The 22,288-nt window shown below is 57.7% G+C and carries 19 protein-coding genes; 10 read left to right on the top strand and 9 right to left on the bottom strand.

Features of this window, described 5'->3' with window-relative positions; translation table 11 throughout:
* Positions 1-31 precede the first annotated feature (31 nt).
* From rstA to ACJ8HB_RS20555, 3 genes are read left to right on the top strand one after another with little or no spacing between them, the layout of a single operon-like run.
* Positions 32-757, top strand: coding sequence for a two-component system response regulator RstA (rstA, locus tag ACJ8HB_RS20565; RefSeq protein ID WP_047567293.1), 726 nt, complete (start codon positions 32-34; stop codon positions 755-757).
* Positions 754-2,058 carry a two-component system sensor histidine kinase RstB gene (gene rstB, locus ACJ8HB_RS20560; protein ID WP_047567291.1) on the top strand — a complete coding sequence of 435 codons (1,305 nt, stop codon included), beginning with the start codon at positions 754-756 and terminating at the stop codon, positions 2,056-2,058. The genes rstA and rstB overlap by 4 nt, the downstream gene beginning before the upstream one ends.
* A gap of 34 nt (positions 2,059-2,092) precedes the next feature.
* Complete coding sequence (locus tag ACJ8HB_RS20555; RefSeq protein ID WP_047567289.1) at positions 2,093-3,592, top strand: carboxypeptidase M32; 1,500 nt, start codon at positions 2,093-2,095, stop codon at positions 3,590-3,592.
* Positions 3,593-3,761: 169 nt separating this feature from the next.
* Here the strand turns inward: ACJ8HB_RS20555 and ACJ8HB_RS20550 are convergent, their stop codons facing one another.
* Complete coding sequence (locus tag ACJ8HB_RS20550; RefSeq protein ID WP_033648430.1) at positions 3,762-4,667, bottom strand: alpha/beta fold hydrolase; 906 nt, start codon at positions 4,665-4,667, stop codon at positions 3,762-3,764.
* 185 nt (positions 4,668-4,852) lie between these two features.
* On the opposite strand from ACJ8HB_RS20550, the gene asr reads away from it, so the two are divergent.
* Together asr and ACJ8HB_RS20540 are read left to right on the top strand one after the other, a co-directional pair.
* Positions 4,853-5,128: an acid resistance repetitive basic protein Asr gene (asr, locus tag ACJ8HB_RS20545; RefSeq protein ID WP_041035252.1), complete on the top strand. Its 276-nt coding sequence runs from the start codon at positions 4,853-4,855 to the stop codon at positions 5,126-5,128.
* A gap of 293 nt (positions 5,129-5,421) precedes the next feature.
* Complete coding sequence (locus ACJ8HB_RS20540) at positions 5,422-6,234, top strand: trypsin-like serine peptidase (RefSeq protein WP_033634660.1); 813 nt, start codon at positions 5,422-5,424, stop codon at positions 6,232-6,234.
* A gap of 293 nt (positions 6,235-6,527) precedes the next feature.
* Here ACJ8HB_RS20540 and ACJ8HB_RS20535 read toward each other — a convergent pair whose 3' ends face one another.
* Positions 6,528-8,024, bottom strand: coding sequence for an aldehyde dehydrogenase family protein (locus ACJ8HB_RS20535; RefSeq protein WP_197831840.1), 1,497 nt, complete (start codon positions 8,022-8,024; stop codon positions 6,528-6,530).
* Positions 8,025-8,627: 603 nt separating this feature from the next.
* Positions 8,628-9,293, bottom strand: a complete 666-nt coding sequence (locus tag ACJ8HB_RS20530; protein ID WP_047567285.1) for a DUF3313 domain-containing protein — start codon at positions 9,291-9,293, stop codon at positions 8,628-8,630.
* 243 nt (positions 9,294-9,536) lie between these two features.
* Here ACJ8HB_RS20530 and ACJ8HB_RS20525 point away from each other — a divergent pair, with 243 nt between their 5' ends.
* Positions 9,537-10,160: a TetR/AcrR family transcriptional regulator gene (locus tag ACJ8HB_RS20525; protein WP_033653064.1), complete on the top strand. Its 624-nt coding sequence runs from the start codon at positions 9,537-9,539 to the stop codon at positions 10,158-10,160.
* A 363-nt stretch (positions 10,161-10,523) separates the two neighbouring features.
* Here ACJ8HB_RS20525 and hrpA read toward each other — a convergent pair whose 3' ends face one another.
* A complete protein-coding gene (gene hrpA / locus ACJ8HB_RS20520) occupies positions 10,524-14,411 on the bottom strand; it encodes an ATP-dependent RNA helicase HrpA (RefSeq protein ID WP_094860158.1) in 3,888 nt (1,295 codons plus the stop codon).
* A 269-nt stretch (positions 14,412-14,680) separates the two neighbouring features.
* On the opposite strand from hrpA, the gene azoR reads away from it, so the two are divergent.
* On the top strand, positions 14,681-15,286 hold the full coding sequence (azoR, locus tag ACJ8HB_RS20515; protein WP_033634661.1) for an FMN-dependent NADH-azoreductase: 606 nt from the start codon (positions 14,681-14,683) through the stop codon (positions 15,284-15,286).
* 119 nt (positions 15,287-15,405) lie between these two features.
* Here azoR and ACJ8HB_RS20510 read toward each other — a convergent pair whose 3' ends face one another.
* The 4 genes from ACJ8HB_RS20510 to ACJ8HB_RS20495 all read right to left on the bottom strand — a co-directional run bounded on the left by ACJ8HB_RS20510 (position 15,406) and on the right by ACJ8HB_RS20495 (position 19,692).
* The gene (locus tag ACJ8HB_RS20510) at positions 15,406-15,729 is read right to left on the bottom strand and encodes a YdbL family protein (protein WP_033634662.1); all 324 of its coding nucleotides are present in this window, start codon (positions 15,727-15,729) and stop codon (positions 15,406-15,408) included.
* 8 nt (positions 15,730-15,737) lie between these two features.
* Positions 15,738-15,935, bottom strand: a complete 198-nt coding sequence (locus ACJ8HB_RS20505; RefSeq protein ID WP_025302979.1) for a YnbE family lipoprotein — start codon at positions 15,933-15,935, stop codon at positions 15,738-15,740.
* Positions 15,932-18,544, bottom strand: coding sequence for a YdbH family protein (locus tag ACJ8HB_RS20500; RefSeq protein WP_047567282.1), 2,613 nt, complete (start codon positions 18,542-18,544; stop codon positions 15,932-15,934). The genes ACJ8HB_RS20505 and ACJ8HB_RS20500 overlap by 4 nt, the downstream gene beginning before the upstream one ends.
* 317 nt (positions 18,545-18,861) lie before the next feature.
* A complete protein-coding gene (locus ACJ8HB_RS20495) occupies positions 18,862-19,692 on the bottom strand; it encodes a LysR family transcriptional regulator (protein WP_047567280.1) in 831 nt (276 codons plus the stop codon).
* Between the two features lie 139 nt (positions 19,693-19,831).
* Between ACJ8HB_RS20495 and ACJ8HB_RS20490 the strand changes: the two genes are divergently transcribed.
* The 3 genes from ACJ8HB_RS20490 to hslJ all read left to right on the top strand — a co-directional run bounded on the left by ACJ8HB_RS20490 (position 19,832) and on the right by hslJ (position 21,737).
* The gene (locus ACJ8HB_RS20490) at positions 19,832-20,122 is read left to right on the top strand and encodes a putative quinol monooxygenase (protein ID WP_047567278.1); all 291 of its coding nucleotides are present in this window, start codon (positions 19,832-19,834) and stop codon (positions 20,120-20,122) included.
* A gap of 143 nt (positions 20,123-20,265) precedes the next feature.
* Complete coding sequence (locus tag ACJ8HB_RS20485) at positions 20,266-21,258, top strand: 2-hydroxyacid dehydrogenase (RefSeq protein ID WP_016927571.1); 993 nt, start codon at positions 20,266-20,268, stop codon at positions 21,256-21,258.
* A 50-nt stretch (positions 21,259-21,308) separates the two neighbouring features.
* Complete coding sequence (hslJ, locus tag ACJ8HB_RS20480) at positions 21,309-21,737, top strand: heat shock protein HslJ (RefSeq protein ID WP_047567275.1); 429 nt, start codon at positions 21,309-21,311, stop codon at positions 21,735-21,737.
* 29 nt (positions 21,738-21,766) lie between these two features.
* Here hslJ and ACJ8HB_RS20475 read toward each other — a convergent pair whose 3' ends face one another.
* Positions 21,767-22,021 (bottom strand): DUF333 domain-containing protein, encoded by a 255-nt coding sequence (locus tag ACJ8HB_RS20475; RefSeq protein WP_015377999.1) that lies wholly within the window; start codon positions 22,019-22,021, stop codon positions 21,767-21,769.
* Positions 22,022-22,288: the final 267 nt, after the last annotated feature.

The following is a 22,288-nucleotide window of genomic DNA, read 5'->3' as shown; positions in this document are numbered from 1 at the left end:
AAATCCGCTTTTCTTATTAAAACACGGGCATATGCATAAAATTGTTTTTGTGGAAGACGATCCCGAAGTCGGCAAACTGATCGCCGCCTATCTGGGCAAACACGACATCGAGGTGCTGATCGAACCGCGCGGCGACAGCGCGCAGGCGCGCATCGCGCGTGAGCAACCCGACTTGGTGCTGCTGGACATCATGCTGCCTGGCAAAGACGGCATGACGCTGTGCCGCGATCTGCGCCCCACCTTCCCCGGCCCGATCGTGCTGCTCACCTCGCTCGACAGCGACATGAACCATATCCTGTCGCTGGAGATGGGCGCCAACGACTATATCCTGAAAACCACGCCGCCGGCGGTGCTGCTGGCGCGCCTGCGTTTGCACCTGCGCCAACACGGCCAGCAGCCGAAAGAAGAGTCGGTTCAGCCGCTCACCCAGCACAACGCGCTGCATTTCGGGCTATTGTGCATCGATCCGGTCAACCGGCAGGTCACGCTGGGCGAGGAAACGATCACCCTGTCCACCTCGGATTTCGATTTGCTGTGGGAGCTGGCGACCCACGCCGGGCAGATCATGGATCGCGAGGCGCTGCTGCAAAACCTGCGCGGCGTGAGCTACGACGGCATGGACCGCAGCATCGACGTGGCGATCTCCCGCCTGCGCCGCAAGCTGTACGACAACGCGCTGGAACCGTTCCGCATCAAGACCGTGCGCAATAAAGGTTATCTGTTCGCCCCTAACGCCTGGGCATCGGTGCAACAATGAGGAAACTTTTCGTCCAGTTCTTCCTGTTGCTGTTCGTCTGTTTTCTGGTGATGGCGATGCTGGTCGGCCTGGTGTACAAGGTGACCGCCGAGCGCGCCGGCCGCCAGTCGATGGACGATCTGATGAAAAGTTCGCTGTACCTGATGCGCAGCGAGCTGCGCGAAATCCCGCTGAAGGACTGGAACAAGACCATCGCCACGCTGGATCTCAACCTGTCATTCAAGCTGCATATCGAACCGCTCGGCAAACAGGAACTGAGCGAGGATCTGAAAAAGCGGCTGCGGCTGGGGGAAATCATCGCCCTCGACGATCAGTACACCTTTATGCAGCGCATTCCGCGCAGCCACTATGTGTTGGTGGTCGGCCCCATTCCTTATCTGTTCTACCTGCATCAGATGCGCCTGCTGGATCTGGTGTTGCTGGTGTTTATCGGCATGTCGCTGGCGCTGCCGGTGTTTCTGTGGATGCGGCCGCATTGGCAAGACCTGCTCAAGCTGGAAAACGCCGCCCAGCGGCTCGGCGCCGGGTATCTGGATGAACGCACCCACTTCGATCCCACCTCCAGCCTGAGCCGGCTCGGCGTGGCGTTCAACCAGATGGCCGACAACGTCAATACCCTGATCGCCAGCAAGAAACAGCTGATCGACGGCATCGCGCACGAGCTGCGCACGCCGCTGGTGCGCCTGCGCTACCGGCTTGAAATGAGCGATAACCTGTCCGACAGCGAGCAGCAGGCGCTGAACCGCGATATCGGCCAGTTGGAGTCGCTGATCGACGAGCTGCTGACCTATGCCCGTCTGGACCGTCCGCAGGTTGCGTTAAACATTGAACCCATCGATCTGCCAAAGTGGCTCGAGGACAAGGTCGATGATATCCGCCTGATCCATCAGGATCGCGACATCCAGCTCGATATCCCGCACGTCGGCGACTTCGGCGGCGTCGATCTGCGCCTGATGGAGCGCGTGCTCGACAACCTGGTCAACAACGCGCTGCGCTATTCCGAACAGCGGCTGCGCGTTGGCCTGTGGTTTGACGGCGACCTCGCCTGCTTGCAGGTCGAGGATGACGGGCCGGGTATCCCGCCGGAAGAGCGCGAACGGGTGTTTGAACCTTTCGTCCGTCTCGATCCCAGCCGCGATCGCGCTACCGGCGGCTGCGGGCTGGGGCTGGCCATCGTCCATTCCATCGCCGTCGCCCACCAGGGACAGGTGTTCGTCGAAGGCAGTTCGCTCGGCGGCGCCAGCTTCCGTTTCTGCTGGCCGGTGAAGCCGACATTCAGTTTAAAAGCCGATCTGGCGTAATGCCGCCAGACCTTCTCATTGGAGCCGAATAATAATGACATCTGCACATTCCAACACGTCTGCTTACGATCACCTGCGCGCCCTGTTCAGCCGGCTGTCGCGTTTCGGCCACCTGTCCGCCATCGCCGGTTGGGACATGCAAACCATGATGCCGCCGGGCGGCAGCAAGGCGCGCTCCGAAGCGCTGGCCGAGCTGAGCGTGCTGCAGCACCAGATTTTAACGGCACAAAGCACCGGCGCGCTGTTGGATCGCGCGCAGCAAGAGACGCTGGACGAAATCGACCGCGCCAACCTGCGCGAAATGCGCCGCCAATATGAAGACGCCGTGCTGCTGCCGGCCGCGCTGGTCGAAGCCAAATCACTGGCCGGCGCGCGCTGCGAACACGCCTGGCGCGCCCAGCGCCCGGCCAACGACTGGGACGGCTTCGCCGACAACCTGCGCGAAGTGGTCAAGCTCAGCCGGGAAGAAGCGCAGATCCGCGCGCAGGCGGCCGGCACCAGCCGTTACGACGCCCTGCTAAACCTGTATGAACCGGGCATGCGCAGCAGCGATCTCGACCGTATCTTCGGCGATTTGAAAACCTGGCTACCGCATCTGCTGCAGCGTGTGGTGGCCAAACAGGCTAACGAGCCCTGTCAGGCGCCGCAGGGTCCGTTCAATGTGGACACCCAGCGCCAGCTTAGCCTCAGCGTGATGAAGCTGCTCGGTTTCAACTTCGACAACGGCCGCGTCGACGTCAGCGCCCACCCGTTCTGCGGCGGCGTGCCGGAAGATGTGCGCATCACCACGCGTTACAACGAGAAAGAGTTTTTGACCGCGCTGCTCGGCATCGTGCACGAAACCGGCCACGCCCGCTACGAGCAGAACCTGCCGCGCGATCTGCTCGGCCAGCCGGTCGCCCTGGCTCGTTCCACCGCTATCCACGAATCGCAAAGCCTGCTGTTCGAAATGCAGCTGGCGCGCGGCAATGAATTCCTGAAGATCTTGCGTCCGTTGGTCACCGCGCAGTTTGGCGAACAGCCGGCGCTGGAAGAGGCCAACTTTATTCGCCTCAACCAGCGCGTTAAACCGGGCCTGATCCGCGTCGACGCCGACGAGGTGAGCTATCCTGCCCACGTCATCCTGCGCTACGAAATTGAAAAAGCGCTGATCGAAGGCGATATCGACGTGGAAGACATTCCGGCGCTGTGGAATGAGAAGATGCAGGCTTATCTCGGCCTCGACACCATCGGCAACTACCGCAACGGCTGCATGCAGGATATTCACTGGACCGACGGCGCCTTCGGCTACTTCCCGACATACACCCTCGGCGCGATGTACGCCGCGCAGCTGTTCCACAGCGTGCGTCAGGCCCTGCCTTCGCTGAGCGAAGATATCGCCGCCGGCAACCTGCAGCCGCTGTTCCACTGGTTGCAGCACAATATTTGGCGCCACGGCAGCCGTTTCCCGACCGAAACGCTGATCGCCAACGCGACCGGCGAAGCGCTCAACCCACGCTACTTCCGTCAGCATTTGGAAACCCGCTACCTGTAATCTCTCTTGGCGCGGCCCCGGCCGCGCCCTTTTCCCGCCTGCATGACCGGATAATGTTTCATAGCGCGCATTCCTTGCCGACAACGCCTTGGCCACAGAGTGGCGGCTGGCTACCCACCATAAGTATGTTGTAACTAAAATAGCAAAAAACGCCGGGCTTTCCGGCCTCTCATCCCAGCGCATGACGGGCGATCATCGCCGCCAGCTGCGGCCTCAATGGCGCGGGCAGGTCATGCCCCATGCCCGGCATGATATGCAATTTGGCGTTGGCGACCGCACGGGCGATCGCAACCCCACCCGCCTTGCGCACCAGCCGATCGCGATCGCCGTGAATAACCAGCGTCGGCGCGGCTATGCGCCGGCTATAACGACGCAGATCGCCGCTGCCGAGCAACGCGGAAAGTTGCCGCTGCATGCCTTCCGGATCCACGCCCCGCTTCAGCAACCGCGTCACCAGCGTATCCAGCTCCGCTTCCTCCGGCGGATAAAATCGGGTGCCGAGCGCACGCAGGAAGGTTTTCATCCCCTCGTGGCGCTGCTGCAGTGTCAAATCGGCCGCAGGCCGGCGCACCAACAGCCATAGCAGCGAAGGGGCCGGCGGCGGTAACAGCGGTTGATTGGTGCTGGAGAACAAGATGCATAACGAGGCGACACGCTGCGGGTATTCGGCGGCCAGCACCTGGGCGATCATCCCACCCATCGAAGCGCCCAGTACGTGAGCCTGCGGAATGCGTAAATGATCGAGCAGATGCGCCGCGTCCGCCGCCATGTCCGCCAGGGTATAAGGCACCGGCGTTTGCCAACCGAGCTGGGCGCGCAACATCAGCAGCCACAACGGCTGCGTACGTTGTGCCTGCGTTTTGCCGGAAAGGCCGACGTCTCGGTTGTCATAGCGGATCACCCGAAATCCCTTGGCCACCAGGGCGCGGCAGAAGTCGTCAGGCCACAGCAAAAGCTGTGCGCCGATCCCCATGATGAGCAGCAGCGGCGGGTGCGCCTCATCGCCCCAGTCCTCATAGGCCAGCGGCACCTCGCCCTGTTCGGTCACGCCACAACGAATTGATATCTCGTTCATGTTAAATCCTTTTTACCGTGCCTGGCGGTCATTATAACAGCAATCCCACTCCCCACAGCCGCCCTGTACATTAGGTTACATGCCGAAACCAATCACTCACGGAAAGGCGGACGCCGTTTGCCTACTATCATTTCAACGGCCCCGCAGTGGGGTTGATACCCAAAAGCCATATTGAGGATTCTGCGATGAAAAAAGTATTAGCTCTGGTTGTTGCCGCTGCAATGGGTCTGTCTTCCGTAGCTTTCGCTGCCGAGGCTGCCACCACCGCACCTGCGGCTAGCGCAACCACCGCCACCGCTACGCCGGCTAAAGCCCAGGTGAAACACCACGGCAAGAAAGCCCCGGTTCAGAAAGCTCAGGCGGCCAAAAAGCATCACAAAAAAGCCGGTGCGAAAGCCCCGGCCCAAAAAGCCCAGGCGGCTAAAAAACACCACAAGAAAGCCAGCCACAAAAAGGCGTAACAACGTGAGGGTCCCCTCACCGTTTCAGGCTTGACGTGTACGACACCCGGTTCGCCGGGTGTTTTTTCATCGGGGGTTCGCATTGATGCTGCGCCGCTACCTGTTCGAGATCGTTCTGACCGCCCTGATCCTTTGCGGACTGATCGCCGTCTTTTTTTACCTGTAGCCTGCCGCATCGCCGGCGGGAAATTATTGAAAAATCAATTATTGCCCATCCACACGGATGCTAAATCAGTCTATAGTTAGCATTCAGTGTGTTTATGGATGATCCGTATTTGTCAGGCAAGAGATCTATGCGCAAATCCGTTTTACTGTTGCTGTGCTCACTCCCACTCATCGCTGCTCAGGCGGCACGCGCCGACGGCCCGTCCAAGGCCGAGCAAACGCGTCTGTTTTTCGGCAAAGATGAACGCATCAAGGTCACGGATACCACCGCCCAGCCCTGGCAGGCCATCGGCCAGGTCGAAACCGCCAGCGGCAATCTGTGTACCGCCACGCTGATCTCCCCGCACCTGGCGTTGACCGCCGGCCACTGCGTGCTGGCGCCGCCGGGGCAACTGGATAAAGCCATCGCCCTGCGCTTCGTGGCGGGCGATAAATCCTGGCGGTATCAAACCGACAATATCGAAACTCTGGTCGACAGCAAGCTGGGCAAAAAGCTGAAGCCGGACGGCGATGGCTGGATCGTGCCGCCCGCCGCCGCCGCTTATGACTTTGCGCTGATCCGTCTGAAAGACAAAAAGCCGCTGCCGATCGCACCGTTGCCGCTGTGGCAAGGCGACAGCAAGGCGCTGACCCAGGCCCTGAAACAGGCCAAGCGGTTGATTACTCAGGCGGGTTACCCGGAGGATCATCTGGATGACCTCTACAGCCACCAAAACTGCAAGGTCACCGGCTGGGCCCAGCAAGGCGTACTGTCGCACCAGTGTGATACCCTGCCCGGCGACAGCGGCTCACCGCTGCTGTTGAAAACCGCCGACGGCTGGCAGTTGATCGCCATCCAAAGCTCGGCGCCGGCGGCGAAAGATCGCTACCGCGCCGATAACCGCGCCCTGGCGGTGCCCGGCATCCGCGAAGCACTGGACGCCCTGGCGGCAGGCAAATAGCCTTTATCTCCACAAGCGCTGGTTTCAGGCGATCTCCCTTAACCAGCGTTTAATCCGAGAGAAAGAGGGTTTTAATGTTAAGAAATATGCCATTATCGCCTTGATTAAAACCCGACAGTTCTTTGTATCATGCCAATGATTGAAAATATTGCCATGCTCTGGGGGAATAATCTGAGGCAATAATGACATATAAATAACTCTATCTTTTTGGTTCTAATGAAATGCTCAGAAATCTCATCGTGAAAACTCCTTATATTTCCCTTTACATAAAATTGATGCCGTATCAAATCAACTTATTCTGGTGTGAAATTGATATGTATATTCTTTTCCCTGGTAAAGGCCAAAAGCTCACCCAAACACTCTTCTCGGCCAATCCCAGACTGTTTTACACCACCAAATGGAGCACCAAGAAAATGTTTAGCCACATCATTTATCCACACAAACCCTGCCTCAACATCCTGAGCCAATTGATTCGCGTCTTGCAGGCTGTCAGTCCATATAGAACAAGTTAGCCCAAGATCCAACTGATTCACTTGTTGAATAAGACTTTTCTTGTCATCCCATTTTATAATGGACAACACGGGACCAAAAATTTCTTCCCGTGCAATATCCATATCCATGGTTACATCAGCAAATACAGTTGCTTCAAAAAAACAGCCGTTCTTTAGTGATTCATGTGCGGGCCTCGAGCCTCCGGCAATAAGCCGTGCCCCAGCGAGCTTTGCCTGCTCAACATAAGATTCCACGCGGCTTAATTGAGCCTGAGAAATCAATGCCCCCATGGTGGTTTCAGGGTCTGACGGTATGCCTGGTTTAAATCGAGTCACGCGCGATGCAACCTTTTCGATAACATCCTCATATATATCGCTATGAATGTATGCCCGGCTTGTTGAACCACATGATTGCCCGCACCACTCAAAATTCATACCACGTATCACAGCATCGGCAACTTGATCTGGATGAGTATCAGAGAAGGCAATGAGGGCATTTTTTCCACCTAACTCAAGCAGCACCGGTTTTATCGTTTCCGCGGCTGCACGCATTACCGCCCGCCCCGTAGGTATGCTTCCGACTACAGTGATCATTGAAACGCCTGGATGCTGCGAGAGTGCAGCGCCAACGGCCTTCCCTCCTGTCACCACATTGAAGACTCCTGGCGGCAACAGTTCGTGAAAGAGCTCAGCCAGTCTCAGCGCCGAGAGCGGACTTTGCTCTGAGGGTTTAATTATAACGGCATTTCCCGCCGCCAACGGCGCAGCTATTTTCCCCGCACACGTCAGGAGTGGGTGGTTGAAAGGAATTATTCGCGCAACAACACCATAGGGCTCCCGTGTCGAAAAATTAACGGTCCCGACTCCCATTGGGATTGAGCTTCCTTTCATCTCGGTGACAAGTCCCGCAAAGAAGTCCAGCAGTTCTGCCGCCGCAGCCACATCCCCATATAACATCTGCACAGGGTTTCCGCAGTCAATGGCATCAAGCAACGCCAGCTCGCGTAAATTGCTGCGGATTACAGCAGCCATTTTTCGAAGTGTTTTTGCTCTTTCGAGTGGCTTGACTTGACGCCACAGCTGAAATCCATTTCTGGCGGCGTCAATAACGGAAGATACGTCGCGTTCGTCAGCTTCTGCAACTTTGCATAACTCCGTTCCGGTTCCTGGGCTATTCACTGCTCTGACTTCACCTCCGACGGGAGCATGCCAATTTCCACCATAATACAGATTACGGGAAATGGGTAATACGCTCTGCCAAGAGGACGCTTGCGATTGCATACTATATTCATCTGCCATAATTAAGCTACTCCTATACAAATTTATCATTTAAATAATTCATCAAATGTCACTGAGATTATGATGCCCTATCTTCTCCGATGAGAGGGTTAAATCTATCAGTAACCGTGGTTTGCCTTGCTTTGCTTTCCGCCAACGCGCTCATCAAAAAGTTGGCGACTGACCGTTTTTATAAAAAAGCCAGATAACATCTCATTCCGCTTTCAAATACTGATGCGCGACCTTTTCAGAATAGGCGCCGCTGTGTGGAGCATAAGGCAAAAATGCCGTATTCCCATAATGCATCCAGAAAAACCCGCTGAGCTATCCATTGCCAATTATAAATATCAGTGTCGTTTACAAAATCAGTAAGACAACAAACACAAGAAATGAAATGTCTATGATTGTAAATATCACTATAAACCGCCCCACCGTCATCATCCCTCCTTGCACTGCGCTCAAACATATGTTCTCTGATAGCCGATGTATGCTATTGCACTGTCTCCGTGGTAGATTAATATACCCACTTGACTCACTCATGTTTATCTGTCGGCGGCTCTGGTAAAATATCTTTTCGCCATTAAGGGCGGTAATTCAGCTTCACCATCAGCACTTTGAGCATAATTAATTCAACATCTCAGCCAGCTCTTCCGCACCTTTGTCAATTCCCACCTCGGCCGCGTTGAGCGAGCCGATACTTGCACCGATATTCATGGCATTCGGATACTGTCTGGCCACGTAGGCGTTGAGAAGGCTATGGTTAGAAGCATCATAAAGCTCCACAACGTAATTCACTGAGCCGTTGAATAATCCTTCCTCACCACGGATAGATTGCACAATATTGTAAGGCCCTCCCACCAGAGGGTCTAACTTAGTGATAGTGCCGATAAAAGACGTCGTCGTATCAGCACCTGTTAGCGTCAGTTTTAATCGGATAGTACCGGAAATTGGTGTGCTGACCTCCCGGAAGTGTGGACGCAAACTTTCGCTGAATTTGTTATACATATAATCCGCCAATAACTTGCGCTCTTCCGGCAAGAGATCGCCAAACTGGTGATCCCCCCCTTGATAAATAACGACCGGTTCGATAATGATATTGGTGTATTTACTCCAGTCCACTGGCGGGGCATAGCGGTAAGGAATACGGTTGGATTTATCATCAGTGTTAGGAGTGAGCAATGATGATGAATCAATGCTAGCATACCGTACCGGTGGTTTTGCCGAACATCCGGCCAAAATAACGGTAGGTACCGCAACAACCAAGAGAAAAGCGTTGATGTAATTAGACATTTAAGGCTCCCGACCAGAGATATCATCGATACTGATTTTAACTGATTGTTTTTCCCCCAGAAAAACAACCGAAATATGGTGCTTAACAAGACTTTTCTTTAGGTGGATGGTGGTGTACACAACCAAGAGCGATCATAAAAACACCAAAACAGTACCACCTGGTACACTTTTATCATAGTTTCATCGCGTGTCAAGAAAAAGCCTCTTGTCATGTAACCATTGCTTTAACGGTAAGGAATACTAATGAAAGTACGTACTAAAGCACGCCGCGACGCTATCGTCGAAGAAGCGGCATTGCTTTTTCAAGAAATGGGCTATGAACGAGCGTCAATGAATGAACTGGTCAAGCGGATTGGCGGATCGAAAGCGACTCTTTACCGTTATTTCCCTTCTAAAGAGGCGCTCTTTGTCGCCGTTGTTCGTGAACATGCAACTCAGCACCTCACAGAAGCCGCTGAGGGACTGATGATTGATGCGCAAACTTTCACGCTGGAACAGACTTTGATGCGTTTTGCCGAGCGAAAGCTGCAGGTTGTTGCCAACGATAATAGCGCAATCGCCGTTTATCGGATGGTGGTTGCCGAGTCTGGTAATTCTGATATAGGCACTCTATTTTATGATGCAGGAATACGAGAAAGTGTAACAAAACTCTCGGAACTCATGGCGATAGCGATGGAGCGTAAGGAACTGCATTTGGCAGATCCGCACCTTAGAGCTTTACAATTTTTGTCGCTATTAACCGCAGAGGTTGATATGCGTGTGTACCAGCGCCAATTAACCCCGCTAAGTACACCGCAAATTCAGGAAATGGTTTGCCATGCAGTTCACATGTTTTTAAATGGAGCGGCATTCAGAGATAATGGCTGAAAAAAGGCCTCTGTACCTCAGGCATCCCTCATTTTTATCTTTTAACGATTCGTTTGAAATCACGCTGAATCATTAAATTCAGTGTAGTCACGCATCTGGTATTCAAGGTTTTCGAAACAGACTTTGAGACAAACATGCACCTGAAACATCCCCGTTCTCTCAGTAATACAGCCTCCAGCGCACTCGAAGAGGGTTCGGCTCGCCTTTCATGCCATCGGAGCCGAGCCTGGACAGGCAAACGCCCCCTGGCAGAAATATGCCAGGGGAATGCCTCCACGGTGCCCCCTCTCGCCCGGCGGCCCAAAACCTTCTGCCCGGCCAGTTGTGCTGTCTGTCGTTCGACGCCGGCCGGCGCGCCCGAACTTAGCCCGAAAGCTGTTCGATAGTTTGCAGAATGCGCTTGTCGGAGATCGGGTACGGCGTGCCCAGCTGCTGCGCGAACAGGCTGACGCGCAGCTCTTCGATCATCCAGCGCACCGCTTTCACCTCTTCCTCCTGCTGTCGCTTCGGCGGCAGCTTGTTCAGCCACTGCTGCCACGCCTGCTGCACCTGCTCAACCCGCAGCATCTGCGCGCGATCGCGATGCGGATCGATGGTCAGTTTTTCCAATCGGCGTTCGATCGCCTGCAGGTAGCGCAGCGTGTCCGGCAGGCGTTTCCAGCCGTTGCCGGTGACGAAACCGCGGTAGACCAGGCCGCCGAGCTGGGTTTTGATGTCTGACAACGCCAGCGCCAAGGACATATCCACCCGGCCTTTCAGCCGTTTGTTGATGTTGAAGACCGCCGTCAGGATCTGCTCAACCTGCCTGGCCACCTCGACGACCGTGTCGTTCAGCTCGGCGCGGATCTGCTCCTGCAGGCGCGCAAAGCCTTCCTCTTGCCAGACCGGGCCGCCGTGTTCGGCGATCAGCTTGTCGATACCGCACGAAATGCAATCGTCAATCAGCTCCAACACCTTGCCGTACGGGTTGAAGTAGAGCCCCAGCTTGGCCTTGTTCGGCAGCTTTTCATGCAGGTATTTGATCGGCGAAGGAATATTCAACAACAGCAGGCGGCGCGTGCCCTGCCACATCGCCTGTTGCTGCTCGCTTTCGCTGTCGAACAGGCGGATCGCCACGCTGTCCTTTTCATCCACCAACGCCGGGTAAGCCTTCATCGAATAGCCGCCGCGCTTCTGCTCGTAAAACGCCGGCAGTTGGCCAAAGCTCCAGACATGCAGATTGCTCTGCTCCAGCCCATCGTCGGCCACCGCCGACAGCGTCTCCTGCACCTTCTCTTTCAGCTGCAGGCGCAACGCGGCCAGGTCTTTGCCTTCGCGCAGCGTCTGGTTTTTCTCGCCCACCACGCGGAAGGTCATCTTCAGGTGATCGGGTACCTGATCCCACTGCCAATCATCACGTGACACGGTCACGCCAGTCATGCGCCGCAGCTCGCGCTCCAGCGCGTCCAGCAGCGGCAATTCCAGCGCAGTGACGCGGCCAAGGAACGCCTCGGCGTAGTTCGGCGCCGGCACGAAGTTGCGGCGCACCGGTTTCGGCAACGATTTGATCAGCGCAATCACCAGCTCGCGGCGAATGCCGGGGATCTGCCATTCGAAGCCCTGCTCCTCCACCTGGTTGAGGATCGGCAGCGGAATGTGCACCGTCACGCCGTCGGCGTCGGTGCCCGGTTCAAACTGGTAGCTCAGCCGCAGCTTGAGGTTGCCCTGATGCCAAAAGTTCGGGTAATCGAGCGCGCTGATCTTGTTGGCGCCGTCCTTAATCAGCATCTCTTTTTCGAAGTTCAGCAGATCCGGCTGCTGTTTGGCCGCGCTCTTCCACCAGCTGTCGAAATGACGGCCGGAAACCACGTCGTTGGGGAGACGGCGATCGTAGAAGCCGAACAGCGTTTCGTCATCCACCAGAATGTCGCGGCGGCGTGATTTATGCTCCAGCTCCTCCACTTCGGCGCGCAGCTTTTGGTTTTCGCGGAAGAAGGCGTGGCGCGTCTGCCAGTCTCCCTCCACCAGCGCATGGCGAATAAACAGCTCACGGCACAGCAGCGGATCAATGGAGCCGTAATTGACCTGGCGCGCCGCGACGATCGGCAGGCCGAACAGCGTGACCTTTTCGCTGGCCATCACCGCCCCCTGCGACTTCGACCAGTGCGGTTCGCTGTAGCTGTGTTTCACCAGGTGCTGAGCCAGCGGCTCGATCCATTCCGGTTCGATGCGCGCAGCGATGCGCCCCCACAGGCGGCTGGTTTCCACCAGTTCGGCCACCATGGTCCACTTCGGCGGCTTCTTGAACAGGCCGGAGCCGGGGAAGATGGAGAAGCGGGCGTTGCGCGCGCCGGTGTATTCCTGCTTGTCCGCATCCTTCTGGCCAATGTGCGACAGCAGGCCGGTCAGCAGCGCGGTGTGCACGCTGCGGTAGTCGGAAGGCGTGCTGTTGATCGGCAGCCCCAGCTCTTTCACCACCTGGCGCAGCTGGGTGTAGATATCCTGCCACTCGCGCACCCGCAGGTAGTTGAGGAAATCGTTGCGGCACAGCCGGCGGAACTGGCTGGAGGAGTTCGCCTTTTGCTGCTCCTGCAGATAATCCCACAGGTTGACGAACGCCAGGAAGTCCGAGTCCTTGTCGGCGAAGCGGCGGTGTTTTTCATCCGAGGCCTGCTGCTTGTCCATCGGGCGCTCACGCGGATCCTGAATCGAGAGCGCGGCGGTGATGATCATCACCTCGCGCACGCTGCCGCTCTTCTGCGCTTCCAGCACCATGCGCGCCAGACGCGGGTCGATCGGCAACTGCGCCAGCTGGCGGCCCTGCGGCGTCAGCTGATAGTGGCCGTTGTCGGCGGTGGCGATCGCCCCCAGCTCTTCCAGCAGGCGCACGCCATCCTGAATGTTGCGCTTGTCCGGCGCCTCGACGAACGGAAACGCGGCGATGTCGCCCAGCCCCAGCGAGGTCATCTGCAGAATGACCGACGCCAGGTTGGTGCGCAGAATTTCCGGATCGGTAAACGCCGGCCGCGACAGGAAATCCTGTTCGGAGTACAGACGGATGCACACCCCTTCCGACACGCGGCCGCAGCGCCCTTTACGCTGGTTGGCAGAGGCCTGCGACACCGGCTCGATCGGCAGGCGCTGCACCTTGGTGCGGAAACTGTAGCGGCTGATGCGCGCGGTGCCCGGATCGATAACGTACTTGATGCCCGGCACCGTCAGCGAGGTTTCCGCCACGTTGGTGGCCAGCACGATGCGGCGGCCGTGGTGCGACTGGAACACCCGGTTCTGCTCGCTGTTCGACAGGCGCGCATACAGCGGCAGCACCTCGGTATGCGGCAGATTGAGGCGGTTCAGGGCGTCGGCGGTATCGCGGATCTCGCGCTCGCCGCTCATGAAGATCAGAATGTCGCCCGGCCCTTCGCGGCCAAGCTCGTCCACCGCATCGAAAATCGCCTGCAGCTGGTCGCGATCGGTATCGTCGCCGTCGTCGACCACCGGGCGGTAGCGCACCTCCACCGGGTAGGTGCGGCCGGAAACCTCGATGATTGGCGCATTGTTGAAATGGCGCGAGAAGCGCTGCGGATCGATGGTCGCCGAGGTGATGATCACCTTGAGATCCGGGCGCTTCGGCAGCAGTTCGCGCAGGTAGCCGAGAATAAAGTCGATGTTGAGGCTGCGCTCGTGCGCTTCATCGATGATCAGCGTGTCGTACTGCATCAGCAGGCGGTCCTGCTGAATTTCCGCCAGCAAGATACCGTCGGTCATCAGCTTGACCAGGGTATTTTCTCCCACCTGATCGTTGAAGCGCACCTTGTAGCCGACGCTGCCGCCGAGCGGGGTTTCCAGCTCGTCGGCGATGCGGTTGGCGACGGTACGGGCCGCCAGGCGGCGCGGCTGGGTATGGCCGATCAGCCCTTTCACCCCGCGCCCCAGTTCCAGGCAGATCTTCGGCAGCTGGGTGGTTTTCCCCGAGCCGGTCTCCCCGGCGACAATCACCACCTGGTGATCGCGGACGGCGTTTAATATGTCCTGTTTTTTTTGGCTGACCGGCAGGCTTTCCGGATAGGTAATGCGCGGGCAAGACGCGGCGCGCGCCTGCACTTTTTGCCGCGCCGCCGCGATGTCGCTTTCTACTTCGGCGGCCACCGCCAGCTGGGCATCGGGATTTTTGATTTTTCGTGCGCCCTGCAGGCGACGACGCAGGCGTTGTTGATCGCGGAGCATCAGCTCACCCAGTTGGGCCGGCAGTGCCTCGAGCGGAGATTTCACGTTCGGTGTTCCTTGTTTCTTCGCCGCCAAGGCCAGGCTTGGCAACGGTTTGATGTTTTTTTAGCGATTTTTTTGCTTTAGCCGCACAGCCTATCACAAACGGCTTTCTCCCCCTACTTCCGCGAGTAAAGCCTCGCCATGTCATTCAATAAAATCGAACGAAGATCTCGAAATATTGCGCTATCACTGTTGGAGGAATGTGAATAGCATGTACTCCATGCAAGGGACGCTGAGTCCTGATGTCACTGTCACAACGTAAGGAATTATCGATGAGCAACGTATTGGTTCTGAAATCAAGCATCCTGGCGACCTACTCTCAGTCTAACCAACTGGCCGATTTCTTCGTAGAGCAATGGAGCAACGCCCACAGCGGCGACACCATCACCGTGCGCGATCTGGCCGCACAGCCCATCCCGGTGCTGGACGGTGAACTGGTCGGCGCGTTGCGTCCTTCCGATGCTCCGTTGACCCCGCGTCAACAAGAAGCGCTGGCCCTGTCGGACGAGCTGATCGCCGAGCTGCAGGCCAATGACGTCATCGTGATTGCCGCGCCGATGTACAACTTCAACATCCCGACCCAGCTGAAAAACTATTTCGACCTGGTTGCCCGCGCCGGCGTGACCTTCCGTTACACCGAAAACGGTCCGGAAGGCCTGGTGAAAAACAAACGCGCGGTGATCCTGACCAGCCGCGGCGGCATTCATAAAGGCACCCCGACCGACCTGGTGGAACCTTACCTGCGTCTGTTCCTGGGCTTCATCGGCATCACCGACGTGGAGTTCGTCTTCGCGGAAGGCATCGCCTACGGCCCGGAAGTGGCGACCAAAGCACAGGAAGACGCCAAGGCGGCCCTGTCTCAGGTGGTGTCTGCCTAAGATCCTGCGCAGGGGCGCCGCGCCCCTGCCGGACAAGAAGCAAGTCCTGTCAAACCTGCACTACCCTCATAATAATCATCTATCCGTATCTCTTGGCGCGCCAGACGGCGCGCTTTTTTTTATTTCTTCAGCCACTGGCCGTTGATGCCGCGCACATACTCGCCGCTCTGCGCCCGCGTCACCAGCTTCTGCCCGGCCATGCGCGCCACTTCGTCGACGGCGATATGGTTGCCGTCCGCCACTTCCTGATACTTCTCGGCGCGGCCGGCGTTGATGCGCTTCACCAGCGCCAGCGTTTCCGCGTCCTGCTTCACCGGGGCGATATAGCCGCTCAGGGTTTCGCCCACCCGCCCTTGCTGCTTCGCCTCATCCAGCGTCAACGCCATCGCCACGCCGCTGAACAACCAGGCGGCGCCGGCCAGCCACAAATAACGTTTTTTCATGTCGGCTCCTAGAACAGACCGCTTTGGGTTTTCAGCAGGTTTTCGACGTCCTTATCCACCTTGATATGAATTTCATGCTCGATCTTGACGTTCATATTGATGGTGATCGGATCCTTCGGCGTCGCCACCTCGATGCGCGGCACGCAGCCGCTCAGCAGCGAAACGCACAGCACCGCTGCCAGCGTCGACACACTCATGATTTTCATTGTTGCTCCCCAGGTTGTGAGAGGGCCTGCTCCAGCCACTCCTGTAAATTGTCGCCGAAGCGCAAACTGCGCCACAGCTGAAACACATTTTCCTGATGCCGATAGTTCAGGATCACCTCGCGCTTGGCGTTCTTCTGCGGGTTGATGCCGTCGATACGCGCGCTCAGCGTCAGTTCGCCCAGATTGTCGAGATCGACCCGGGCGTGCGAACGGTTGATTTCCATGTAGCGCAGCCAGTCGATCGCCGCGCCGGTCGCCAGGTTGTTGCTGCCAATGGCGTCGGCCATATCTTTGTCCAGCCGCAGCGTCAGGGTGCCGGCGTTGGCGATCCAGCCGTTTTGCACCAGCCATTTCGGGTGGTTCAGGAACAGCGGCAGCTCGCCGTCGACCCGGCCGGACATGGCGAACTGCTTCGGCTTCAGGGCGGTGAACAGCGCGCTGAGATCGACCTTGTCCAGCTTCAGCACCGCGGCGTCATGCTGCGGCAACCGCAGCGCCGACAGGCTGATATGCCCGTTGAGCATGTCCACGCCGACGTTGCTCAACGTCAGCGGCTGCCCTTCGCTATAAGGATAGGTGCCCTGCAGATCGGCGGAAATGTTCTGCATCTCGAACAGGTTGCTGAAAGACTTGATGCGCAGCGACACCGGCTGTTTGGCCCCCAGCAGCCACTGATGCTGCTTGAACCGGTACGACAGGATAAAGTCCAGGCCGCTCATCTCGCCGTCTTTCAGCCACATGCCGCCGTTTTTCACCACCCAGTGGCCGCCGGCCTCGAAGCCCTGCTCGCGGGCGGCGGAAAACGCCGACTGCGCATAAAACTCGCCGTCGCGCAGCGTGAGATTGAGATCCGGCGCGAGCAGCGGCTGGAAGACCTTCAGCGACTGTTTCGGCCACCAGGCTTCACCGCGCAGGCGTTCGCCGTCCCAACGGCCGCGCAGCGCGATCGGCCCGATCTGCTGCGCCTGCAGTTTGCCCTGCAGCTGGAAACTGTCCGGCGAAAGGCCGTTCACCTGCAGCGCCAGCACCGGCGCAGGCAGATGGCCGCCGTCGCTGAAGCTGACCTTATCCGCCGCCAGTTGCAGCTCGCCGTTGAACTGCGGGCTTTGTTCATCACGCCGCCAGCGCAGCGGCCGGTTGAGGCTCAGGCGCGGCGCGGCGACCGTCACCAAACCATACTTCAATTTATCGAAACCGGTGGAGAGCTTGTCGAGCACCAGCTCGCTGTCCTGCCAGCGCCCGCTGCCGGCGACGTCCCAGGCGGCCTGCAGCGGCGGCAACCGGCCGTTGCCCCAGTAACGCCACTGCCAGTCGCCCTTGTCCGGCCAGAAATCCTGCGCCCGGCCGTCCAGGTGCAGCTTGAAGCGCCCCCAATAGCTGTCGCTGGCGTTCAGAATCGCCTGCAGGCGGCCGGTGATACCGGCGGCGGTCACCTTCACGCCCGCCAGCGGCAAACGCGCCTCTTCCAGCGTCATTTCCGGCGTCACCTTGCCCCACAGGCGCAACAGCGACCCTGGCTGCAGCACCAGCGTCGGGTTAAGAATGCTGCCGCCGATCACGCCCGGAATCGACGCGGTGGCGGAGAAGTCGGCCAGATTGGCCTGACCGGTCAATTGGAAGCGCAGATCGCTGTCGGTCAACCCTACCTTGCCCGGCCCGAGGGTGAGCACCGCATTGCCCTTGCCGTTGTGGCCGGCGGTGATCACGTTCAGCCGCGCGCTGATCTCCGTTTCATCCCACCCTTTGCTCCAGTCGTGCAGCGCAACGCTCAGGCCGCCGTTCAACGGCTGCCCGCTGTACGGCCAACGCCACTCGCCCTGCCTGATGCTGACCCGCTGCGGCGCGACTTCCCACGGCAGCACCGCCAGCGGCCGATCGTCGCCTTTTTCGCTTACCGTCAACACGCCCTGACGCTGTTGCCAGCGCATGTCCAGCAATACCGGTTTTTCCAGATAGGCGGTCTGCATTTCCCCCTGCAGCGCGCCCTGCGTCGGCAGGCTGGCCAGATCCAGCGGAATGGTTATCTTGCCAGCGAGACGCAGCGGTTGCGCGCTGTTGGGCGGGACGACGGTCAGGCTCTGCAACGTCAGCTGCTGTTTTTCATCCAGCTGCGCCTCGGCGCTGAGATTCGGCCCCTGATAATGCAGGCGTTGCCCGTCAGGGCCGGAGGAAAGCTGCAGCTTGCCGGCATAGCGCTGCCAGGGAACCATCGTCAGGTCATTTATGGTGAGATCCAGCGGCGGCAGCTGTTGCTGCAGCTGATCGAGCGCCAGCGGCGTGCTGTTGGCATCGCCGCCCGGCAGTTTTGACAAACAGGCGCTATCGACGCTGACCTTATCGCTCGACAGCTGCCAGCGGCCCTGGCGGTAAGCCAACCGCGTCGGCCCGACGTTGGCCAGCAGGCAATCTTGCGCGGTGAAACGCGCCCCCGCCAGCGCCAGGCCACCCTGGCGCCAGTGCAATTTGCCCTGCAACTCCAGGCGGCTTCCCGCCGGCAACCAATGCGATAACACGCCCGGCAGCCAGCGCGGCAAAGTTTGCCACAACGCCAGCACCAGAATTGCGCAGCCCGCCACCGTCCCTATGAATACTTTTAATCGCCTGGTCATTAAATGGTTGCTTCGTTCCTGAGTTAGGCATTGGTTAAGTCTATGCCTGAATTGACAATAATGATGGCATGAATTTGACATAGGGTGAAGCTGAGCGGGGTCGCAGCGGCGATTTGCACCTTTTTGGCGCAAACGTGTGCGGAGTTGTAGATTTTCGTTACATATGCATCACATAAACAGGACAGTTTTCAGACTTTTGTTATTGTCGTTGCCATTGATGATTAATAGTCTTGCAACCATTCTAATAAAAGTTCAGCTGCTAGCTAACTGTGTACTAGAGAAGCCATTCCCCACACCCCCGTGGGGATTTTTTTGCCTTAATGCCGAATCACGGCGTCAATAAAATCGTGCAATATGCGGCTGTCGCTCGCTTTACGCCAGATAGCATAAATATCGCTGCGCATTTCATTCCCGCATTCTATGTATGCAACCTTTCGCTGCCGCGCCAGGCTTTCGGGCACAAACGCATAGCCTAATCCCGCTGTTACGCAGGCAAATATCACGTCGTAGCATTCCACCTCCAGCAGCGCGGCGGGGATGACTTGCTGCTTCTGCAGCCAGGCGTCCACCAGATGGCGATAGTGGCATTGCCGCGAATAAACATAGAGATCGCTTTTTGCCAACAACGCCGGCCGATATGCCCCGCCAATGAAGACCAAACGCTCCTGGAAAGCACGCCGGCTCTGCATCTGCGGATGTTCGATCGGCCCATCTGAAAACACCACGTCCAGCGCCCCTTTTTGCAGCTGAAACTCCAGATCCAGCGAATATCCCTGCACCACACTCAGCTGAACGCGGCGATTCTGCGCACGGTAATGGGCCAACTTTTGCGGCAGATGATGACTCAAGGCGATATCCAGCGCGCCAAGCTTCAGTTCGCCCTGCACCGGATCCTGTTCAAGCTGCGCTCGCGCCCGCTCTTCGATAGCCAAAAAGCGCTTGGCCTTATGGTAAAGCGCCCGGCCTTCCGGCGTGAGCGACAACCGATTGCGCTCACGCTCGAACAGCGTGACGCCGCACGCCATTTCCAGCTCTTTTAATTTCTTGGTCACGTTAGAGGGCACGCAAAACAGCCGCTCCGCCGCGGCCGTGAGACTCTCCGACTCCACCGCCATGCAAAAGGTGGCTAACTGGGCACGTTTAAACATCTTAAGCCTTCACCAAAAGTGAACGATTCACGAACTTTATTTCACTTTTAGTCAGCCATCAAGTCCGTAAAATCCTCGCTGTCAGCACAATGCTGCCCCTGGAGATATCCAGTTTCATTACCGACCGAGGAAATCAATCATGATTACGCTCAACGTCTTTTTTCAGGTCAATCCGGCCAAGCGGCAAGCGTTTCTGAGCCTGCTCAACACCATGGTGCAGGAATCCAATAAAGAAGCCGGCTGCTCTTTTTACCAGCTTTGGCAATGCCAGAGCGATGAGAACAGCTACGCGCTGATCGAAAACTGGGACGATAAGGCGGCGCTTTCAGCACACCAGAAAACGCCTCATTGGATCGCCTTTAACGATGTCGTTAACAGTTATTTGACCCATGATTACGATGAGCATCATTACACGGAAATCGCTCGTTAAAACCGCGTGAACCGGCCCCAGACGGGCCGGATTTATCCCCCCTGCTTCTTCGGACAAACCCCGCGCAGGACAAACCGCTAACCAATTGTCGAATTTACTAAAATCTGTTAAATTGATCACAAAATCACGGTGGAGAAACCACGATGAAATTGGCGATATACAGTACCAAACAGTATGACCGTAAATATCTCGAACTGGTGAATCAGCAGTTTGGCTATGAGCTGGAATTCTTCGACTTTTTACTCAGCAAAAAAACCGCCAAAACGGCCGCCGGTTGCAAGGCGGTGTGTATCTTCGTCAACGACGACGGCAGCCGTGAAGTGCTCGAAGAACTGGCGGCGCTGGGCGTCGAAATTCTCGCCCTGCGCTGCGCCGGTTTCAATAATGTCGATCTGGACGCCGCCAAAGAACTGGGCATCAAGGTGGTGCGCGTACCGGCCTACTCACCGGAAGCCGTGGCGGAGCACGCGGTAGGCATGATGATGTGCCTGAACCGCCGTATTCATCGCGCCTATCAACGCACCCGCGACGCCAATTTCTCGCTGGAAGGGCTGATCGGCTTTAACATGCACAACCGCACCGCCGGCGTGATCGGCACCGGTAAAATCGGCGTGGCGACGATGCGCATTCTGAAAGGCTTCGGTATGAAGCTGCTGGCTTACGATCCGTTCCCGAGCGAACAGGCGCTGGAACTGGGCGCGGAGTATGTCGACCTGAAAACGCTGTACGCGCAGTCCGACGTGATCACCCTGCACTGCCCGCTGACGCCGGAAAACCACCATCTGCTGAATGCCGACGCCTTTGCGATGATGAAAAACGGCGTGATGGTGATCAACACCAGCCGCGGCGCGCTGATCGACTCCACCGCCGCCATCGACGCGCTGAAGCAGCAGAAAATCGGCGCGCTGGGAATGGACGTTTATGAGAACGAACGCGATCTGTTCTTTGAAGACAAGTCTAACGACGTGATTCAGGACGACGTGTTCCGCCGCCTCTCGGCCTGCCACAACGTGCTGTTTACCGGCCATCAGGCCTTCCTGACCGAAGAGGCGCTGACCAGCATTTCGCAAACCACGCTGCAGAACATCAGCCAGTTGGATCGCGGCGAAGCCTGCCCGAACCAGTTGAACGCCTGAGCGTCACCTCGAGGCGCCCTTGCGGCGCCCTGTTTATTTGAGAGAACGCGATGAGAACAACCACGGTAGCCGCCCTTGCGGCGCTGGCTTTAGCGGGGTGCAGCATGAAACCACATACGGCCGTCACGCCAGGCGATCTGCTGCATCACAACTTCGTGTTGCAGAGCGTGGATGGCGAAACGGCGAAGCCACCGGCGGGCGGCGGCCTGCTCAATCTGGAGTTCGGCGAGAACCTGCATGTCTCCGGCGCGATGTGCAACCGCTTCTTCGGCCAGGGGCAATTACGCGACGGCGTGCTGACGGTGAAACCGCTGGCCACGACGCGCAGACTGTGCCCTGATGAACAGCGCAACCGCTGGGATCAAGTGATCGCCGCCGTGCTGGAAAACGGCGCCGAAGTGACGCTAAGCGCCCAGCAGCTGACGCTCAACGGCAGCGGCCACACGCTTATCTATACCCTGCGCGATTGGGTGTATTGATCCTGCACGCTGGGCCTGGCGCTGCGGGCTTACCCGGCGCAGCTGCCCAGGCCCAGCGTGCGTTCTTCGCACTGCTTGCCGTTCGGCATTTGGCACATGCGCAGCGCTTCACCGTTCAGGTTGTGCGCGATGGTGGTGACGCCGCCGACCGCCGCGCAACCGGCGCTGGTCTGCAACGTATTGATTCTGGCACTGTTGCCCTGCTGTACTGGCTCTTCGTTATTGCTGCTGCAGGCGGCTAAAAGCAGCACGGCGCTGGCAAGCAGCCATTTTGATGTCGTCATTATCCCACTCCTGAACCCGGAACTGCGCTGTGTAAAATCGCCATTGCTGATAACGCGCGTCACTTGGCGGACACGTTTCGCTATCTTTGATGCAAACTTGTTTAATCTAGCTCGATATATAAATAATGAAAATATATTCCAGCCATTATTTGTCGTTTTTTTGCGTCGGCCGGACATTTATTTTGTTTGCAGAATATTTCCGCACCGGCGCGCGGTGCCAAACGTGACGGCGCCACCCGCTGCCAGGCTTCGGCCGCACGCAGGAAG

The organism is Serratia sp. CY27727, from assembly GCF_052169275.1.
In the GTDB taxonomy this organism is placed as follows: domain Bacteria; phylum Pseudomonadota; class Gammaproteobacteria; order Enterobacterales; family Enterobacteriaceae; genus Serratia; species Serratia sarumanii.
Note: the sequence above shows the minus strand (reverse complement) of the source record. Positions and strands in the feature narration are given on the sequence as shown.

Excerpts from the sequence above, each read along its gene's own strand:
- asr (WP_041035252.1), top strand. The coding sequence starts at position 4,853 with ATGAAAAAAGTATTAGCTCTGGTTGTTGCCGCTGCAATGGGTCTGTCT.
- ACJ8HB_RS20540 (WP_033634660.1), top strand. The coding sequence starts at position 5,422 with ATGCGCAAATCCGTTTTACTGTTGCTGTGCTCACTCCCACTCATCGCT.
- ACJ8HB_RS20475 (WP_015377999.1), bottom strand. The coding sequence starts at position 22,021 with ATGACGACATCAAAATGGCTGCTTGCCAGCGCCGTGCTGCTTTTAGCC.
- ACJ8HB_RS20530 (WP_047567285.1), bottom strand. The coding sequence starts at position 9,293 with ATGTCTAATTACATCAACGCTTTTCTCTTGGTTGTTGCGGTACCTACC.
- ACJ8HB_RS20490 (WP_047567278.1), top strand. The coding sequence starts at position 19,832 with ATGATTACGCTCAACGTCTTTTTTCAGGTCAATCCGGCCAAGCGGCAA.
- ACJ8HB_RS20505 (WP_025302979.1), bottom strand. The coding sequence starts at position 15,935 with ATGAAAATCATGAGTGTGTCGACGCTGGCAGCGGTGCTGTGCGTTTCG.
- rstA (WP_047567293.1), top strand. The coding sequence starts at position 32 with ATGCATAAAATTGTTTTTGTGGAAGACGATCCCGAAGTCGGCAAACTG.
- ACJ8HB_RS20550 (WP_033648430.1), bottom strand. The coding sequence starts at position 4,667 with ATGAACGAGATATCAATTCGTTGTGGCGTGACCGAACAGGGCGAGGTG.
- ACJ8HB_RS20500 (WP_047567282.1), bottom strand. The coding sequence starts at position 18,544 with ATGACCAGGCGATTAAAAGTATTCATAGGGACGGTGGCGGGCTGCGCA.
- rstB (WP_047567291.1), top strand. The coding sequence starts at position 754 with ATGAGGAAACTTTTCGTCCAGTTCTTCCTGTTGCTGTTCGTCTGTTTT.
- ACJ8HB_RS20525 (WP_033653064.1), top strand. The coding sequence starts at position 9,537 with ATGAAAGTACGTACTAAAGCACGCCGCGACGCTATCGTCGAAGAAGCG.
- ACJ8HB_RS20485 (WP_016927571.1), top strand. The coding sequence starts at position 20,266 with ATGAAATTGGCGATATACAGTACCAAACAGTATGACCGTAAATATCTC.
- ACJ8HB_RS20535 (WP_197831840.1), bottom strand. The coding sequence starts at position 8,024 with ATGGCAGATGAATATAGTATGCAATCGCAAGCGTCCTCTTGGCAGAGC.
- ACJ8HB_RS20495 (WP_047567280.1), bottom strand. The coding sequence starts at position 19,692 with ATGTTTAAACGTGCCCAGTTAGCCACCTTTTGCATGGCGGTGGAGTCG.
- ACJ8HB_RS20555 (WP_047567289.1), top strand. The coding sequence starts at position 2,093 with ATGACATCTGCACATTCCAACACGTCTGCTTACGATCACCTGCGCGCC.
- ACJ8HB_RS20510 (WP_033634662.1), bottom strand. The coding sequence starts at position 15,729 with ATGAAAAAACGTTATTTGTGGCTGGCCGGCGCCGCCTGGTTGTTCAGC.
- hslJ (WP_047567275.1), top strand. The coding sequence starts at position 21,309 with ATGAGAACAACCACGGTAGCCGCCCTTGCGGCGCTGGCTTTAGCGGGG.
- azoR (WP_033634661.1), top strand. The coding sequence starts at position 14,681 with ATGAGCAACGTATTGGTTCTGAAATCAAGCATCCTGGCGACCTACTCT.